The organism is Cupriavidus sp. GW822-FHT02D05 (assembly GCF_058802485.1).
This window is the reverse complement of the sequence record NZ_JBXAOE010000050.1, coordinates 27,561-44,298: the sequence shown is the minus strand read 5'-3', so window position 1 is coordinate 44,298 and position 16,738 is coordinate 27,561. Positions and strand designations below refer to the sequence as shown.

16 protein-coding genes are annotated in these 16,738 nt (G+C 68.5%); 8 read left to right on the top strand and 8 right to left on the bottom strand.

The features are described from left to right. Nucleotides 1-170: 170 nt before the first annotated feature. Nucleotides 171-1,154 (bottom strand): tripartite tricarboxylate transporter substrate binding protein, encoded by a 984-nt coding sequence (locus AC1RQK_RS38355; protein ID WP_416047749.1) that lies wholly within the window; start codon nucleotides 1,152-1,154, stop codon nucleotides 171-173. An 84-nt stretch (nucleotides 1,155-1,238) separates the two neighbouring features. Then, nucleotides 1,239-3,005 carry an L-arabinonate dehydratase gene (araD, locus tag AC1RQK_RS38350; protein WP_492375835.1) on the bottom strand — a complete coding sequence of 589 codons (1,767 nt, stop codon included), beginning with the start codon at nucleotides 3,003-3,005 and terminating at the stop codon, nucleotides 1,239-1,241. A gap of 259 nt (nucleotides 3,006-3,264) precedes the next feature. On the opposite strand from araD, the gene AC1RQK_RS38345 reads away from it, so the two are divergent. The 4 genes from AC1RQK_RS38345 to AC1RQK_RS38330 all read left to right on the top strand — a co-directional run bounded on the left by AC1RQK_RS38345 (nucleotide 3,265) and on the right by AC1RQK_RS38330 (nucleotide 6,384). Further along, nucleotides 3,265-4,332, top strand: coding sequence for a LacI family DNA-binding transcriptional regulator (locus AC1RQK_RS38345; protein WP_492375834.1), 1,068 nt, complete (start codon nucleotides 3,265-3,267; stop codon nucleotides 4,330-4,332). A gap of 94 nt (nucleotides 4,333-4,426) precedes the next feature. Further along, complete coding sequence (locus tag AC1RQK_RS38340; RefSeq protein WP_492375833.1) at nucleotides 4,427-5,368, top strand: 2-hydroxyacid dehydrogenase; 942 nt, start codon at nucleotides 4,427-4,429, stop codon at nucleotides 5,366-5,368. A gap of 114 nt (nucleotides 5,369-5,482) precedes the next feature. Further along, nucleotides 5,483-5,677 carry a DUF1059 domain-containing protein gene (locus AC1RQK_RS38335; protein ID WP_006160277.1) on the top strand — a complete coding sequence of 65 codons (195 nt, stop codon included), beginning with the start codon at nucleotides 5,483-5,485 and terminating at the stop codon, nucleotides 5,675-5,677. 158 nt (nucleotides 5,678-5,835) lie between these two features. Further along, a complete protein-coding gene (locus tag AC1RQK_RS38330) occupies nucleotides 5,836-6,384 on the top strand; it encodes a nucleoside 2-deoxyribosyltransferase (RefSeq protein ID WP_492375832.1) in 549 nt (182 codons plus the stop codon). A 47-nt stretch (nucleotides 6,385-6,431) separates the two neighbouring features. Here AC1RQK_RS38330 and AC1RQK_RS38325 read toward each other — a convergent pair whose 3' ends face one another. From AC1RQK_RS38325 to AC1RQK_RS38300, 6 genes are all read right to left on the bottom strand, one after another. Next, entirely contained in the window at nucleotides 6,432-7,085 is a 654-nt protein-coding gene (locus AC1RQK_RS38325) for a PqiC family protein (protein ID WP_492814687.1), read from the bottom strand. Next, entirely contained in the window at nucleotides 7,085-8,716 is a 1,632-nt protein-coding gene (locus AC1RQK_RS38320) for a PqiB family protein (protein ID WP_492814683.1), read from the bottom strand. The genes AC1RQK_RS38325 and AC1RQK_RS38320 overlap by 1 nt, the downstream gene beginning before the upstream one ends. Then, entirely contained in the window at nucleotides 8,709-9,443 is a 735-nt protein-coding gene (locus tag AC1RQK_RS38315; protein WP_492375829.1) for a paraquat-inducible protein A, read from the bottom strand. The genes AC1RQK_RS38320 and AC1RQK_RS38315 overlap by 8 nt, the downstream gene beginning before the upstream one ends. After that, nucleotides 9,440-10,105, bottom strand: coding sequence for a paraquat-inducible protein A (locus tag AC1RQK_RS38310; protein WP_492375828.1), 666 nt, complete (start codon nucleotides 10,103-10,105; stop codon nucleotides 9,440-9,442). The genes AC1RQK_RS38315 and AC1RQK_RS38310 overlap by 4 nt, the downstream gene beginning before the upstream one ends. After that, the gene (locus tag AC1RQK_RS38305) at nucleotides 10,102-11,226 is read right to left on the bottom strand and encodes an AI-2E family transporter (protein ID WP_492375827.1); all 1,125 of its coding nucleotides are present in this window, start codon (nucleotides 11,224-11,226) and stop codon (nucleotides 10,102-10,104) included. Before AC1RQK_RS38305 ends, AC1RQK_RS38310 begins: the two co-directional genes overlap by 4 nt. Nucleotides 11,227-11,350: 124 nt before the next feature. Then, on the bottom strand, nucleotides 11,351-12,268 hold the full coding sequence (locus AC1RQK_RS38300; protein WP_492375826.1) for a LysR substrate-binding domain-containing protein: 918 nt from the start codon (nucleotides 12,266-12,268) through the stop codon (nucleotides 11,351-11,353). Nucleotides 12,269-12,437: 169 nt separating this feature from the next. Between AC1RQK_RS38300 and AC1RQK_RS38295 the strand changes: the two genes are divergently transcribed. Genes AC1RQK_RS38295 through AC1RQK_RS38280 form a run of 4 tightly spaced genes read left to right on the top strand, consistent with a single transcriptional unit; the run spans nucleotide 12,438 to nucleotide 16,699 of the window. Beyond that, a complete protein-coding gene (locus tag AC1RQK_RS38295) occupies nucleotides 12,438-12,911 on the top strand; it encodes a (2Fe-2S)-binding protein (RefSeq protein ID WP_150988391.1) in 474 nt (157 codons plus the stop codon). Next, nucleotides 12,908-15,181, top strand: coding sequence for a xanthine dehydrogenase family protein molybdopterin-binding subunit (locus tag AC1RQK_RS38290; protein WP_492814680.1), 2,274 nt, complete (start codon nucleotides 12,908-12,910; stop codon nucleotides 15,179-15,181). Before AC1RQK_RS38295 ends, AC1RQK_RS38290 begins: the two co-directional genes overlap by 4 nt. Nucleotides 15,182-15,241: 60 nt before the next feature. After that, nucleotides 15,242-15,418: a rubredoxin gene (locus AC1RQK_RS38285; RefSeq protein WP_043344276.1), complete on the top strand. Its 177-nt coding sequence runs from the start codon at nucleotides 15,242-15,244 to the stop codon at nucleotides 15,416-15,418. Between the two features lie 3 nt (nucleotides 15,419-15,421). Beyond that, a complete protein-coding gene (locus AC1RQK_RS38280) occupies nucleotides 15,422-16,699 on the top strand; it encodes an NAD(P)/FAD-dependent oxidoreductase (RefSeq protein WP_492814677.1) in 1,278 nt (425 codons plus the stop codon). Nucleotides 16,700-16,738 lie beyond the last annotated feature (39 nt).

The window sequence follows — 16,738 nt, the reverse complement described above, 5'->3', positions numbered from 1 at the left end:
CCTCCTGCAAGGATCGCTTTCTCTTGGTTACTTCTCTTTACGAGTAAAGAGAAGTGACATCTCACACGTTCTAAAACAGCCAACACCGTACAGCCGCGCCAGCAGCTAGAAGCCGTAAAACCCCGCCCACAAGCGACACCCCCGCGTCAGCGGGCCACTCCGCTACCTGTTCAATCAATCCTGATATCCGCAGCCTTAACCACCTTCGCCCACTTCACGATCTCGCTGCGCTGGAACTCCGCAAACTCCCCCGGCGACATCCCCGACGGCTCCATGCCCAGCTTCTCCAGCCGCGCCTGCATATCCGGCGTCTTGATGATCGCTGAGATCTCCTTGTACAAGCGGTCCACGATCGGCTTGGGCGTATTTGCCGGCGCAAAGATCGCTTGCCAGGATTCCAGCTCGTAGCCACTGACGCCGGCTTCGGCCATCGTCGGCACATTCGGCATGCTCTTGATGCGCCTGGCGGAAGTCACGGCCAGCGCCCGCAGCTTGCCCGAGTCGATATGCTGGGCGGCCACCACAGTCGTGTCGAACATCATCGGCACCTGCCCCGCCATCACGTCCTGGATCGCCGGGCCGCTGCCCTTGTAGGGAATGTGTGTGATCTTGATGCCGGCCAGGCTCTTGAACAACTCACCGGCCAGGTGCTGCGAGGTGCCGTTGCCGGCGGATGCGAAGGCGAGCGTATCCGGCTTGGCCTTGGCTTCGGCCACGATGTCCTTCACCGTCTTGAACGGGCTGCCGGCGCTGACTACCAGCACATTGGCATTGGTGCCGATCAGCGTGATGGGGGCGAAGGACTTGACCACGTCGTACGGCATCTTCGGGTACAGGCTGGCATTGATCGCGTGCGAGCTGATGGTGCCGCCGAGGATGGTGTAGCCGTCGGGCGCGGCCTTGGAGGCGTAGTCGGAGCCGATATTGCCGCCGGCGCCGGGGCGGTTCTCCACCACCACGGTGGTGCCGAGCGCCTGGCCCAGGCGCTGGCCGATCAGGCGCGCCAGGGTGTCGGTGGTGCCCCCGGGCGGGAACGGCACCACGTAGGTGATCGGCTTGCTGGGCCAGCTGGCCTGGGCGGATGCGCTCAGCGGGAGGGCGGCGGCAGCCAGGGTCGCCGCGGCGGCCAGCAGCGCAAGGGCTTGGCGTTTCATGGGGTGGGGTCTCCTCGGTTCTTATTGGGGTGGTGAAGCGATGGCGGGGCGATGGCGGGGCGATGGTGGGACGCTAGTTAAGCGCTAGTGAATCTCCGGCTCGCCGTCCTCCGGGGCATCGACCGGTTCCAGGAAATCAAAGTCGCAGCCCTTGTCCGCCTGGCTGACGTGGCGCAGGTAGAGCTTGCCGTAGCCGCGCTCGAACTTGGGCACGGGCGCGACCCAGGCGGCGCGGCGGCGCGCCATCTCGTCGTCGCTGATCAGCAGGTTGAGCTTGCGGGCCGGCACGTCCAGCTCGATCAGGTCGCCGTCGCGCACGAAGGCGAGCGGGCCGCCCACATACGATTCCGGTGCCACGTGCAGCACGCACGCGCCGTAGCTGGTGCCGCTCATGCGTGCATCCGAGATGCGCACCATGTCGCGCACGCCTTGCTTGAGCAGCTTCTGCGGAATCGGCAACTGGCCCCATTCCGGCATGCCGGGTGCGCCTTGCGGGCCGGCGTTCTGCAGCACGATCACGCAGGTGGCATCGATGTCCAGCGCCGGGTCGTCGATGCGGGCGGCCATGTCGTTGTAGTCGCGGAACACCACGGCGCGCCCTGTGTGGCGCAGCAGGTCCTGCTGCGCGGCCGGGGGCTTGATCACGGCGCCGTCCGGGGCGAGGTTGCCGCGCAGCACGGCCAGCCCGTCGCTGGCTACCAGCGGCTTGTCGCGCGGGCGGATCACGTCGTCGTTGAACACGCGCGCGCCTGCCAGGTTCTCTCCCAGCGTGCGGCCATCGACGGTGAGCGTGCCGGTATCGAGCAGGTCGCCCATCTGCGCGAGCATCGCGCGCAGGCCGCCGGCGTAGTAGAAGTCTTCCATCAGGTACTGGCCCGACGGACGGATATTGGCCAGCACCGGCGTGCTGCGCGCCAGCTCGTCGTAGCGATCCAGCGATAGCGCATGGCCGGCGCGGCGCGCCAGTGCGATCAGGTGGACGATGGCGTTGGTGGAGCCGGACAGCGCCAGCGCGGTGCGCACGCCGTTGTCGATGGCGGCGGGCGTGACGATCTCCGATGGCTTCAGGTCCTGCCACACCATCTCGACGATGCGCCGGCCAGACAGCGAGGCCATTTGCGCATGGCGCGAATCCGGCGCGGGGATCGACGAGGCGCCGGACAGGCACATGCCGATGGCCTCCACCACGGCCGTCATGGTCGATGCCGTGCCCATCGTCATGCAATGCCCCGGCGAGCGCGCGATGCCGTCTTCGATGCCCTGCCAGTCCTGCTCGGTGATATTGCCGGCGCGCAGCTCGGCCCAGTACTTCCACGTATCCGAGCCGGAGCCCAGCGTCACGCCGTTCCAGTTGCCGCGCAGCATCGGCCCGGCCGGCACGAAGAGGGTGGGCAGGTCCATCGCCAGCGCACCCATCAGCAGGGCAGGCGTGGTCTTGTCGCAGCCGCCCAGCAGCACGCAGCCATCGGCAGGGTAGGAGCGCAGCAGTTCCTCCGTCTCCATCGCCAGCAAGTTGCGGTAGAGCATGGTGGTGGGCTTCTGGAACGGCTCGGACAGGCTCATTGCCGGCATTTCCACCGGGAATCCGCCCGCCTGCCAGATGCCGCGCTTGACCTCTTCGGCGCGCTGGCGGAAGTGGCTGTGGCAGGGGTTGATGTCGCTCCAGGTGTTGATGATGGCGACAACCGGCTTGCCGGCGTAGTCGGCGCGGCTGTAGCCCATCTGCGCGGTGCGCGAGCGGTGGCCGAAGGCGCGCAGGTCGTTGGCGCCGTACCAGCGGTGGCTGCGCAGTTCCTCGGGCTGCTTGCGGGGCCGGTCTTGCGGCTTCTTGCCGGCGGGGTTCGTGGGCATGGGCTGTCTCCTCTGATCGGTAGCGTCGTGGCGACGTCTGCTCTTTTTTTGTCTGGCCCCGGCGGGCGGCCGTCCTGCTTCTCCAGCGCCGAAGACAGCAGATGATAGCGCTGTCATTTGTCGCCCACAACGCATGCGTGCTCGGGGTTAACCCGTCGCGCACTCCCGCATCGCGGCCCGCGGCGCGGCGCGGGCGCTATCATGGCGCCCATGCCGGCCCTGCGCCCAGCCGGCTTTTTCCGCTTCCTTCACCACATTCATGGCCTCATCCCGTAAGCCGACCGCTCCTCGCACCGCCCCTCGTTCCGCGCCCACGCCAGCCCCTGCCGGCCGCGCCACCGGCAGCGTCACGCTGGCTGACGTGGCCAAGATCGCGGGCGTCTCGCCGATCACCGTGTCGCGCGTGGTCAACCAGCCCGGGCTGGTCTCGGCGGGCACCGTGGCGCGCGTGCAGGAGGCCATCCAGCGCACCGGCTACGTGCCCAACTTGCTGGCCGGCGGCCTGGCCTCGCGGCGCAGCCGGCTGATCGCGGCCATCGTGCCGACCATCGCCAACTCGATCTTTGCGGACACCATCCAGGCGCTGACCGATCGCTTCTCGCAAGCGGGCTACCAGATGATGCTGGGCCTGTCCGGCTATGCCGCCACGCGCGAGCAGGACCTGCTGGCCGCCATCCTTTCGCGCCGCCCCGACGGCATCGTGCTGACCGGCATCGCGCACACCGCCGACACGCGCCGGCGCCTGCTGGCCGCGCGCGTGCCGGTGGTGGAAACCTGGGACATCACGCCCACGCCGATCGACATGCTGGTGGGTTTCTCTCACGAGAAGGTGGGCCAGACAGTGGCCGAGTTCCTGCATGCGCGCGGCTATCGCAAGCCGGCCATCCTGTCGGCCAGCGACCAGCGCGCTGAGTCGCGCCGCCTGGGCTTTCTCGACGCGTTCGGCCGCCACGGCATCACGGAAGTGCCGAGCAGCATCGTGCCCGCGCCGTCCAGCCTGGGGCTTGGCCGCGAGGGGCTGGCGCGGCTGCTCGACGGCGGCGCGCAGCCGGACGTGGTGTTCTGCAGCTCGGACACGCTGGCGCAGGGCGCGCTCTCGGAAGCCTGCGCGCGCGGGCTGAAGGTGCCGGAGCAGCTCGCGGTGATGGGCTTTGGCGATCTCAACTTTGCCGCGCATACCTACCCGGCGTTGTCGACCGTGCGCATCGACGGCCCGGCCATTGGCCGCACCGCTGCCGAGTGCCTGCTGGCCCGCATCGACGGGCGCGAAGTGGGGGAGCGCATCATCGACCTGGGGTTCGATGTCATCCAGCGCGAGAGCGCCTGACTCCCGAGCCTGGGCGCTGCCCTGCGGCGCGGCGCCGGACGCGTTATGATTGCGCTACCATCCAACGTTGCATTTTTCCCCTCGCCTCGCATCCATGTCCCAAGCCACGCTCATCCAGATCGGCCCGCTCGCGCCGCAGATCAATTCCCGCCTGCGCGAGCAGTACCAGGCCGTGCCGCTGTGGGAGCAGCCCGAGCCGCTGGCGTGGCTGCGCGAGCACGCGCAGCAGGCGCGCGTGGCGGTGACATCGGCGCGCCACGGCATTACCGCCGAGGCCATCGCGGCCATGCCCAGGCTCGCAGCCATCGTGAGCTTTGGGGTCGGCTATGACTCGATCGCGCTGGACGCGGCCCGCGCGCGCGGCATCCAGGTCAGCAACACGCCCGACGTGCTCAACGACTGCGTGGCTGACCTCGCTTTCGGCCTGCTGCTCGACGCCGCCCGCGGCATCGCCCATGGCGACCGCTTCGTGCGCGCCGGCAAGTGGGGCAAGGACAACTTCCCGCTGACCACCCGCGTCTCCGGCAAGAAGCTCGGCATCCTGGGCCTGGGTCGCATCGGCGAGAAAGTGGCGCAGCGCGCCACCGGCTTCGGCATGGATATCGCGTACCACAACCGCCGGGCGCGCGCCGGCGCGCCGTGGCGCCACGAGCCTGACCTGAAGGCGCTGGCCGGCTGGGCGGATTTCCTGGCCGTAACCTGCGTGGGCGGCCCCGAGACCGAAGGGCTGGTATCGGCCGACATCATCGAGGCGCTGGGCCCCAAGGGCATCCTGGTCAATGTGTCGCGCGGCAGCGTGGTGGACGAAGACGCGCTGGTGGCGGCCCTGCGCGACGGCCGCCTCGGCGGCGCCGGGCTGGACGTGTTCCGCGCCGAGCCGGAAGTGCCCGAGGCGCTGTTCGCGCTGGACAACGCGGTACTGGCTCCGCACGTGGCCAGCGGCACGCATGAAACCCGCGCGGCCATGGCCGGGCTGGTGTTCGACAACCTCGATGCGTTCCTTGGCACCGGCAAGGTGATCACGCCGGTACTCTGACGCGCTGGCAGGCCTCGCCCGCGCACGGCGCCGGTCCTATACTGGATCAGGCGGTGGATCAGGCGCCCGCCGCCCCGGCGGCGCCATCTCACCCTCGCGCGTCAGGAGGCAATGATGGGACGCAAATATATCGATTGCCGCGAGTTTCCGAGCGAGTCGAAGTGCACGGTGGCATTGAGCGCCGACACCGAAGACGAACTGCTCGAAGTCGCGGTCCAGCATGCGGTGCAGGTGCACCAGCACCAGGATGGCCCCGAACTGCGGCAGATGCTCAAGGGCGCATTCAAGGATGGCTCGCCGCCCGCGTGAGCACGGGAACGCAGGAACGCAGGCCGCCGCCTGGCGAGGGCGGCGACCTGCCGTTCAGGTTCAGGTTGACGTTGGGTTTGAAGTGGACGCTGTAGCCATCACGTCAAACACATGCGCTATTCTCACTGGCGTCAACGTCCGCCACCCCGCCACGCTCAATGAAAACCATCTATCTCGCCGGCTTCGACGTATTTCGCAAAGACGCCATCGCCTACGGCGAGGCCCTCAAGGCCCGCTGCGCCCATTACGGCTTCCTTGGCCTCTATCCCCTCGACAAAGCCGCCCCGGCCGGCCTTTGCGGCCCCGACACCGCGCGCTGGATCTACGAGGCGAACATCAACCTGCTGCGCCGCGCCGACATGGTGATGGCCAACCTGGACGATTTCCGCGGGCCGGGCGAGCCGGACTCGGGCACGGCATTCGAGGTGGGATTCGCGATCGCGCTGCAAAAGCCGGTATGGGGCTACAGCAGCGACCGCGGCACGTTGCTGGACCGCGTGGCCGTTGCCGCCGATGAAACGCACGGCAAGGGCGAACGGCTCGATGCGCGTGGCTTCGTGGTGGAGGACTTCGGCCTGAGCAAGAACCTGATGCTGGCCTGCTCGGCCAAGCTGGTGGCGGGAGACGCCGAGGCCTGCCTGGCGGCCATGGCCGAGTCGGAGCGGCGGCGCAGTTGCCGGGGCGCGCCGGCGCCGGCGGAGGATTGATTCCGGCGCGGGCGGGACCTGCATCCCGCCGCGCCGCTACTTCTTCGCTATTTCGCCGTGCCTCTGCGCAGTGTTTCCACGCCCGCCGCGATATCGTCCGCGGTGCTTGCCACGATCTGGCGGTAAGCCGCCACCACGCCGTCCACCGCGCCCGGCGCGGCCAGTTCGGCCTGCGTGCGGCCGGCCTTGACCTTGCCGTCGGGCAGGCGGCGCACGGTCCAGTTGATGATGGCGCCAGCGCGCTGGCCCACGTCAGCATCCAGCCGCACCACTTCGGTGGTGATGCGGAACACGGGCTCCACTTCCGACAAGCCTTGCTGGTAGGTGTCGACCGCACCTAGCCTGGCCTGCAGTTGCTGCGACAGCGCGTCGCGCAGCTCGTCCGGCAGCGGCGCGGACCAGCGCGACAGGTCCAGCAGCTTGAGCTCGTTGCCATCCTTGCCGTCACGCACCACCAGCTGTGGCCGGTTGAGGCGTTCAGGCACGCGCACCGGCGCAACCTCGATCCACACCGGCTGCGCCTGCGGCGCCCGCGCTGGCGCGGCGGCCTGTCCTTCGGCGCCGGTAGCCGTAGCGGCAGCGGGACCCTGGGCCAGCGTGTAGTAGCGCGGATCGGGCGAGGCGCAGCCCGCCAGCAGCGCGGCGCCGAGCGCGAGGGGCAGCAACAGGCGGTGGGGGGTCATCTCTATGCGGGTCATCATCATTTCTCCGGCTTGCCGCGCACCAGCGCTTCAGGGTGGCGTTCCAGGTATTCGGTCAGCGTGCGCAGCGACACCGCGGTGCGCGTGAGCTCCTGCATCATGCGGCGCGTGTCTTGCTGCAGCGGGGCATCCGAGGCGAGCGTGCCGTTGGCCGCGCTCAACGTCTTGCGCGCGTCCTGCAGCGCGGCCAGCACCTGGGGCGCCACGTCGCCGTTGAGCTGGGCGACCAGTTTGTCGGCGCTCATCATCATGGTGTTGAGCGTGGCTATCGACGTGCGCAGGTCCTGGCCGATCTGCTCGAACGGCACCTTGTCGATCTTGTTGACGATATCGCCCAGCTTGGCCTGCAGCTCGTCGAACGCGCCCGGCGTGGTGGCCAGTTCAGGCATGGCGCCATCCAGGTTGACGTTGGCCGGTGGCGCCTTGGGGAAGAAATCCAGCGCGACATAGAGCTGGCCGGTCAGCAGGTTGCCGGTGCGCAACTGCGCGCGCATGCCGCGCTTGATCAGCGTCTGGACGATATTGCGGGCGCGGTTGACGTCCTCCACGTCACGCGCCCGGAAGCCCATGCGCGAGGGGTACAGTTCCACCACCACGGGCAGGCGGAACGCCTTCTTCTCGACCTGGTACTCGATGCCGATCGAGCGCACCTGACCCACGACCACGCCGCGGAAATCCACCGGCGCGCCGGGCGAGAGCCCGCGCACGGACTGGTCGAAGTTCAGCACGGCGAGAGAAGGCGCAATTTCTTCCGGCTCCTTCATCGCTTCGGTCTGGTCGCTGGCCAGCAGGAACTGGGTGTTCTCGTTAGCGGCATCCGTCGCCTTGGAGTCATCCGGGGCCTGGAAGGCCACGCCGCCGAGCAGCACCGTCACCAGCGATTGGGTGTTGAGCTTGAAGCCACCGGCATCGAGCTTGATGTCCACGCCGCTGGCGTGCCAGAAGCGCGAGTCGGCCGTGACCAGCTTGTCGTAGGGCTTGTTGATGAACACGCGCAGCGACAGGTCGCGCCCGTTGGGCTCCAGCTGGTAAGCCACCACCTGGCCGACCTGTACGCGGCGGTAGTAGACCGGCGAGCCGATGTCGAGCGAGCCGAGATCGGTGGCGCGCAGCAAGAACTGTTTGCCGGAGGCATCGGTGGTGACGGCGGGCGGCACTTCCAGCCCGGTGAAGTCGCGCACGCGCTCCTCCGACTTGCCGGCGTCAACGCCGATATAGGCGCCTGACAGCAAGGTGCTCAGCCCGGAGATGCCACTGGTGGCAAAGCGCGGGCGCACCACCCAGAAGCGTGTGTCCTTGGTGGAGAAGCTCGCCGCATCCTGGGTCAGGTCGATCTTGGCGATCACGTGCGAGTGGTCGCCGGCCAGCCGCACGGACTTGACCAGGCCGATGTCCACGTCCTTGTAGCGTACCGGCGTCTTGCCCGGGACCAGGCCCTCGGCGGTGCGGAACGTAACCGTGATCTCGGGGCCGCGCTCGGTGAGCGTGTGGATCAGCAGCGACAGGCCAACCACCGCCGCCACGATCGGGATCAGCCAGACCAGCGAGGGCAGCCAGCGCGCCCGGCGGCGGCGCTCCGGCGCCGGTGGCTGCGAGGAAGGAGAGGGAGGGGACTGGTCTAGGTCAGGCATCGTTTGTATCCATCGAATCCCACAGCAGGCGCGGGTCGAAACTGAGTGAAGCCAGCATGGTGAGCACCACCACGGAGCCGAACGCCATGGCGCCGGCGCCCGGGATGATGGTGGCCAGTGCCCCGGCCCGCACCAGCGAAGCCAGCAGCGCCACCACGAAAATATCCAGCATCGACCAGCGGCCGATGATTTCCACCAGCCCGTACAGCCTGGTCTGCTGGCGAATTCGCCAGCGCGAGCGGAAATGCACGGACAGCAGCAGCAGCGCGAGGATGATCATCTTCAGCAGGGGCACCACGATGCTGGCGATCAGCACCACGATGGCCAGCATGTTGGAGCCCGACAACCATAGGTAGACCACGCCGGAGAAGATGGTGTCGCGCTGCGTGCCCAGGATGGACTGCGTCACCATGACCGGCAGCAGGTTGGCGGGAATATAAAGGATGAGGGCGGACAACAGGAACGCCCAGGTGCGCGCGAGGCTGTTCGGCTTGCGGTGATGCAGCGTGGCGCCGCAGCGCGGGCAGGGCTCGCCTTGCATCGCGAGCGGGCTGAGCGCGTCGCAGGCGTGGCAGGAGACCAGGCCCATCGACGTCGCGGTAGGCACCTGCGGCAGCGGCCTGGTTTCGTCGTCGTCGGTCAGCTCCGCCACCACATTGGCGGCCAGGCGGCGCGAGCGCGCCAGCGCGGCGGCGCCCACCGGGGCCTTGGGGGTTGGGGCGCTCATCGGGGCGGCTCCTCGTCCAGGTGCTGCCACAGATCGCGCGGATCGAACGACAGCATCGCGGCCAGCACGATCACCAGCGCGGCGAACGACCACAGCGCCACGCCCGGCAGTACCTGCGCCATGGTCGAGAGCTTGACCAGCGTGACCAGCACGCCAATCATGAAGACTTCGATCATGCCCCACGGCCGGGTTTGCTGGATGCCGCGCACGATGCGCTCGAAGCCCGGCGGCATCCGGTGGCGCGCCATCGGCACCAGCAGGTAAAGCATCATCAGCATCTCGGACAAGGGAAACAGGATGGTGGTGGCGAACACCAGCACGGCCACCAGCGTCATGTTGTCCGCGTAGAGCGCCAGCACCGCGCCCCATAGCGTGGTTTCGGTGCGCACGCCCTTGAGATCCATCTCGACGATGGGATAGGCGTTGGACACCAGGAACAGGATCAGCGCGGCAATGACCAGCGGCAGCAGCCGCGCATAGGCCCGCGCGCTATCGCGGTAGAGCTGGCCGCCGCAGCGCAGGCACAGCGCGCGCTCGCCCGGCTCCAGCTCGGCGCGCTGGTAGACCGCATCGCAGTACTCGCAGGCCACCATCCGGGCCAGCTCGGCCTGGGTGGGCGGTGGTGCCAATGGCTGCGGTTCGGGACGGCTGGTTTCGCTCATGCCTTGCCGGAACCCGCCACGTCCTCGGCGGTGGTGATTGGCTTGCCTTGCGCCAGCGCGGGCGGCGGGTCAGCCAGGTGCTGCGAGCCGATGGTCCAGTCGCGCAGCAGCGCGTAGGCCACCGCCAGCAGCGTCGGGCCGATAAACACGCCGAGAAAGCCGAAGGCCAGCGCGCCGCCGAACACGCCCAGCATGACCCAGATCAGCGGCATGTCGGTGCCCTTGCTGATGAGGAGCGGCTTGATGACGTTGTCGGCCATGCTGACCACGCCCACGCCCCACACCACCATGAAGATGGCCCAGCCGAGCGAGCCGGTGTGGTAAAGCCAGAGCGCGGCGGGAATCCACACCAGCGGCGGGCCGACCGGGATCACGGACAGGAAGAAGGTGATGAAGCCGAGTATGGCGGCGCCGGGCACGCCGGCGATCCAGAAGCCGATGCCGGCCAGCAAGGCCTGCACGAAGGCGGTGCCCAACACGCCGTAGACCACGCCCTTGACGGTGTTGCCGGCCAGCGCCAGCAGGTGGTCGGCGCGCTCGCCGGCAATGCGGCGCATGCCAGCGCGCAGCCACGCCACCGCGAACTCGCCGCCGGTATAGAAGAAGAACGCCAGCACGATCGACAGCGCCAGCTGGCCCAGCCCGGCGCCGATCGACAGCCCGGCGCCCAGTACCACATGGCCCACGGGCGCGATCAGCTTGCGCAGGTTGGCGACCATCTCCGAGTCGGCATGGATCACCTTGTCCCAGGAGCTTTGCAGGTAGTCGCCCACATAGGGCAGGCCGGTCAGCCACCCGGGTAGCGCGGGCGCGCCGTGATCGAAGAACTGGTCGACCAGGCCGGACAGCTCGTCGATGTGCGCGGAGATGCTGGCGCCAGCATAGACAAAGGGGCCGAGCACGATGACCGCGGCCAGCAGCACGCAGATCAGGGCCGCCAGGCTGCGCCGGTTGCCCATCCAGCGCGACAGCACCGTATAGGGGTACCACGAGCTGAAGGCGAGGATGGCGCCCCACAAGAGCGCGGTGGTAAAGGGCGCGAGCACCAGCAGCGAGCCGCCGATCAGCACGATCAGCGCAAAGATGGCGGCGAGTTTTTCAATCAGTTGGCCGGAATTCATCGGGTGCTTCTCCTGGACTGCCGGTGTGACGTGAACGGCGACAATATATAGGAAAACCCGTAGCCCGCCGGAGGCGGGCGGCATCGCGGGGGCTGCAATGTTGCATTGCGGGACGCCGGGCGCGCTATGTGCTGCGCAGGCCTTCCCCGAACGTCTCACGATGCCATACCTCGGTGACATCTTCCAGCAGCGTGAGAAAGCGGTCCAGCGCGGGCAGGCCGTGGTCGCGCCGCACGGTGGCATAAAGGTCGGCGGCCAGCCCCGGTTCGTCCAGCGTGAGGAAGGCGACGTCCTCCCGCGGCGCGCCCGACAGCGAGCGCGGCAGCGCGCTCACCCCCACGCCGGCGCCCACCAGGCTCAGCACCGTCTGCGGATCCACCGACTCGTGCAGCACGCGCGGGTGGAAGCCATTGCGCACGCAGGCGGCCAGCAAGCTGCGGATCACTGGGCTTTGGGTATTAAGCAGCACAAATGGTTCCGCCGCCAGCGCCTTCAGCCGGATCCGGCCGCTTGCCGCCAGTGGATGGCTTGCCGGCAACGCGGCCATCAGTGGCTGCGGATAGACGCGGATCGACCGCAGTTCCTCCCGCCCGGTAGCGCTGGAGGCAAAGCCCACGTCGATCTGGCCACGCACCAGCGCCTCGCCCTGCTGGTCGGGGAGCATCTCGTGCAGGGTCCACTCCACCGCCGGGTTGCGCTCCTGGAACAGCCGCATGGTGCGGGGCAGGGGGCCGTACATCACGGAATTGATGATGCCGATGCGCAGGTAGCCCTCCAGCCCGTCGGCCACGCGCAGCACCATTTTCCGGGTCGAGTCCAGGTCGGCCACGATGTCGCGCGCCCGCGTCAGCAGCGCCTCGCCCGCCCGGGTCAGGCGCGCGCCCAGGCGGCCGCGCTCGAACAGGATGACCCCAAGAGACGCCTCCAGCGACTTGATCTGCTGGCTCAGCGGCGGCTGGGAAATATGCAGGCGCTCGGCGGCACGGCTGAAGTTGCCCTCCTCGGCGACGGCGATGAAATAGCGGAGTTGGCGGATATCCATATGAATGTCGTATGGAAAAGATTCTCAAATCATATTTCACATATGGATTTGGCGCAGCTAGTCTTTGCTTCAACACGGCCCGCCAGCCCCCAAAGACAGCAATCAGCAGCGCCAAGCAGCGATATGCAGCGCCAAGCAGTGACAAACGGCGGAGCAAGGAGAAAGAACCATGACCCCCATCAAAGTCAACGGCGCCCTGCGCGCCGTGCAAGCTCCCGGCGACACCCCCTTGCTGTGGGTGCTGCGCGACGAGCTCGATCTCACCGGTACCAAGTACGGCTGCGGCATGGGCCTGTGCGGCGCCTGCACGGTGCATGTGGATGGCGCCCCGGTGCGCGCCTGCCAGACGCCGGTCTCCACCGTGGCCGGCAAGCGGGTCACCACCATCGAGGGTTTGGGCCAGCCCGATGCGCTGCACGCGGTGCAGAAAGCCTGGCAAGCCGAAGACGTGCCGCAATGCGGCTACTGCCAGTCCGGCCAGCTGATGTCGGCCGCCGCGCTGCTGGCCAGCAAGCGCAACCCCACCGACAGCGATATCGACGCCGCCATGGCCGGCAACATCTGCCGCTGCGGTACCTACGACCGCATCCGCCGCGCGATCCATCGCGCCGCCGCCGAACTGCGTGGAGGCAAGCCAGCATGAAGCGCGAGCTCAACCTGATCGATGCCACCCCAGCCAACGGCGGGCGCCGCCGCTTCCTGCAAGCCGGCGCGGCGCTCGCCGGCGGTCTGCTGCTGGAGATCGGCAGCGGCGGCCAGCTCATCCGCAACGCGGCCGCCGCGCCCATCACCGACAGCGCGGCCGGCAACTTCGCCCCCAATGCCTGGGTGCGCGTCACCCCTGACAACCGCGTGCTGCTGGTGGTGCACAAGTACGACAGCGGCACCGGCGTGAAGAATGCGCTGGGCCTGATGCTGGCCGAGGAGCTGGATGCCGACTGGGCCACCGTGCAGGTGATCCAGCCCGACGATCCGCTCGCCAAGGCCTACCTGCATCCGCTGTGGGGCATGCACGCGACCGGCGGCAGCACCAGCGTGCCGCTGGAGTGGAACACGCTGCGCCGCGCGGGCGCCACCGCGCGCGTCATGCTGGTAGCGCAGGCGGCGCGGCGTTGGGCGGTGGAGCCGGCGGCCTGCAAGACGGCCGCAGGCGCCGTGATCCACGTGGCCAGCGGACAGCGCCTCACCTACGGCGAGCTGGCCGAAGGCGCGGCACGCCTGCCGGTGCCGGCCGAGGTCACGCTCAAGCGGCCAGACGAGTTCGTGCTGATCGGCAAGGAGCGCAGCAGCTACCGCGTGGCCGACAAGCTCACCGGCCGCGCGTGCTACGCCATCGACGTCAAGCTGCCGGACATGCTGACCGCCATCGTGGTGCACGCGCCGGTGGTCAACGCGCGGGTGGTGTCGTTCAACGCCGCCGAGGTCAAGGCGTTGCCCGGCGTGCGCGATGTGTTCGCCACCGAGATCCCGGAAACGATCGCGCATTTCCGCCCCGACGCGCCGGCCGCGCGCCCCATCAACGGCGCCAGCCAGCCCGGCGTGGCCATCGTGGCCGATCATTTCTGGGCCGCGCAGCGCGCGCGCCAGGCGCTCAAGGTGGCGTGGGGTGAAAGCGCAATGAAGGACTTCAGCGCCGAGGCCGCCATCCGCGCCATGGCCGCGCGCGTGGACGAGCCTGGCAAGAAGTCCAAGGTCAAGGGCGATGCCGATGCCGCCTTCCAGGGCGCCGCCAAGGTGGTGGAAGCGGTCTACACCATGCCCTACAAGGCGCATGCGCAGATGGAGCCGCTCAGCATCGTGGCGTGGGTGCGGCCGGACGCGGTGGAGTACTGGGGCGGCGTGCAGGTGCCCTCGCGCTGCGCGCAGGCGGCCGAGACCATTGCCGGCATCTCGCGCGACAAGGTGAAGATCCATCTGACCGAAGCCGGCGGCAGCTTCGGCGCCCGCGAAGGGCTGCACATCATCCTGGAAGCGACCTATATCGCCAAGCGCATGGGCCGCGCCGTCAAGCTGCTCTACAGCCGCGAAGACGACATGCACGCGTTCTATTACCAGAGCGCCAGCGTGCACAAGGCGCGCGCCGCGCTGGACGCGGCCGGCAATGTGCAGGCCTTCAGCTTGCGCGCAGTGGTGCCGTCGATCAAGGAGCCCGACGATCCCGGCTTCCTGGCCAAGGTGCCGGTCGACCCGAGCTGCACCGAGGGCATGCGCGACGATTTCTACTACCAGGTGCCCGCGCTCGACCTCGCCTGGGTGCGCCACGAGCCGGGCTTCCCGGTGTGGTGGTGGCGCGCGGTGAGCTACGTGCCGAATATCTTCGCCATCGAAAGCCTGATCGACGAAGCCGCGCATGCCAGCACGCAGGACCCGGTGGCGTTGCGCAGGAAGCTGCTGCAAGGCAAGCCCGAGCATGTGGCGGTGCTCGACCGCGCCGCCGCGCTGGCGGGCTGGAAAGCCGGCGCGAAGCCGGGCAAGGGCGGCATTGGCCGTGGCCTGGGCGTGGCCACCTACGAAGGCTACAAGAGCTATATCGCCATCGTGGCCGATGTCAGCGTCAGGAACGGCGCCATCACCGTGCACAAGATCACCTGCGTGGTGGACTGCGGGCTTGCCGTCGATCCCAGCTCGGTGCGCCAGCAACTGGCTGGCGGCATCTACTGGGGCGTGTCCACCGCGTTGATGAACGCGGTGCATATCGAGAACGGCGGCGTGAAGCAAAGCAACTTCCACGACTACCCGGTGGTGCGCATGAGCGACGCCCCGGCGCTGGAGATCGTGGTGATGCCGCCCTCCGGCAGGCAGCCCGGCGGCGTTGGCGAGCTGTCCAACCCGCCGGTGGTGCCGGCGATCGGCAACGCCATCTTTGCGGCCACCGGCAAGCGCTTGCGCGCCACGCCATTTGCGCTGGCGTAGGCCAGCCGTCCGACCGGCACGCAAGCACGGAACAACCCGAACCCGACGAAAGGACTCGCAATGACGACAGCGACGAAATGGAAATGCATGGTATGCGGCTTTGAATACGACGAAGCGCTCGGCATGCCCGAACACGGTTTTCCCGCCGGCACGCGCTGGGAGGATATCCCCGACGAATGGCTTTGCCCGGACTGCGGCGTGAGCAAGGCCGAGTTCGAGATGGAAGTGGTGGCCTGAGCCATGACGAACGACGCGAACGACGCCATCATCGCGAAATCGCAGCAAGCGCTGCCGCTGGTCATCCTCGGTACCGGCCTGGCCGGCTACACGCTGGCGCGCGAGTTCCGCAAGCTCGACAGCGCGACGCCGCTGGTCATCGTCACGCGCGATGGCGGCGAGTCGTACTCCAAGCCGATGCTGTCCAATGCGCTGGCCGGCCACAAGGCACCCGTCGCACTGGCCATCGCCAGCGCGCAGCAGATGGCTGCGCAGCTCAACGCGCGCGTGATGACGCATGCCGATGCATCGGACATCGATACCGCCACCGGCACCGTGCTGGTCGACGGGCAACCGCTGCGCTACGGGCAACTGGTGCTGGCGCTCGGCGCGCACGCGCGTGCGCCAGGCTTGCAAGGCGATGGTGCCGATGCCGTGCAGACCGTCAACGATCTTGCCGACTACACGCGCTTTCACGCCTCGCTGCAAGGCAAGAGGCGCGTGGCCATCCTCGGCGCCGGCCTGATCGGCTGCGAGTTCGCCAATGACCTGCACGCGGGTGGCTTCGACGTCGAGCTGGTTGATCCCGCCGCATGGCCGCTCGGCCGGCTGCTGCCGGGCGAGGCGGGCGCTCTGATGGCCGGCGCGCTGCGCGGCCTCGGCGTGCGGCTGCACCTTGGCGAGATGCCGGTCGCGGTGCATCGCCGTGATGGCGGGCTCGCGGTGCAACTGGCCAGCGGCGCGCAGATCGCCGCCGACGTGGTGCTGTCCGCCACCGGGCTGTTGCCGCGCGTGGCGCTGGCGCAGGACGGCGGCATTGCCACCGCGCGCGGCATCGTGGTGGACCGCCTGCTGCGCACCAGCGCACCGTCGGTCTACGCGCTGGGCGACTGCGCCGAGGTCGACGGCCTGGTGCTGCCTTACGTGATGCCGCTGATGCAGGCTGCGCGCGCACTGGCCCGCACGTTGGCCGGCACGCCTACGCCGCTGAGCTACTCCGCCATGCCGGTGGTGGTGAAAACGCCCGTGCTGCCGACCGTGGTGTCGCCCGCGTTGGCCGGCGCGGGCAACTGGGAGATCGAGTCCCAGACGGTGGCCGGGGAAGCCGGCGCGGGCCTGCGCGCGTTGTTCCGCGATACGCAAGGCGCCCTGACCGGATTCGCGCTGCTGGGCAAGGCCGTGGCCGAGAAGGGCGTGCTTGCCAAACAGATCAGCGACTGGCTGCCGGTGCAAGCCGCACCAGCCGCACCAGCCGCACCAGCCGCACCAGCCGCACCAGCCGCATCGGCCGCACCGGCCTGAAACAGGAACACAACGAACGGCACTCCCGCACGCCTGCAC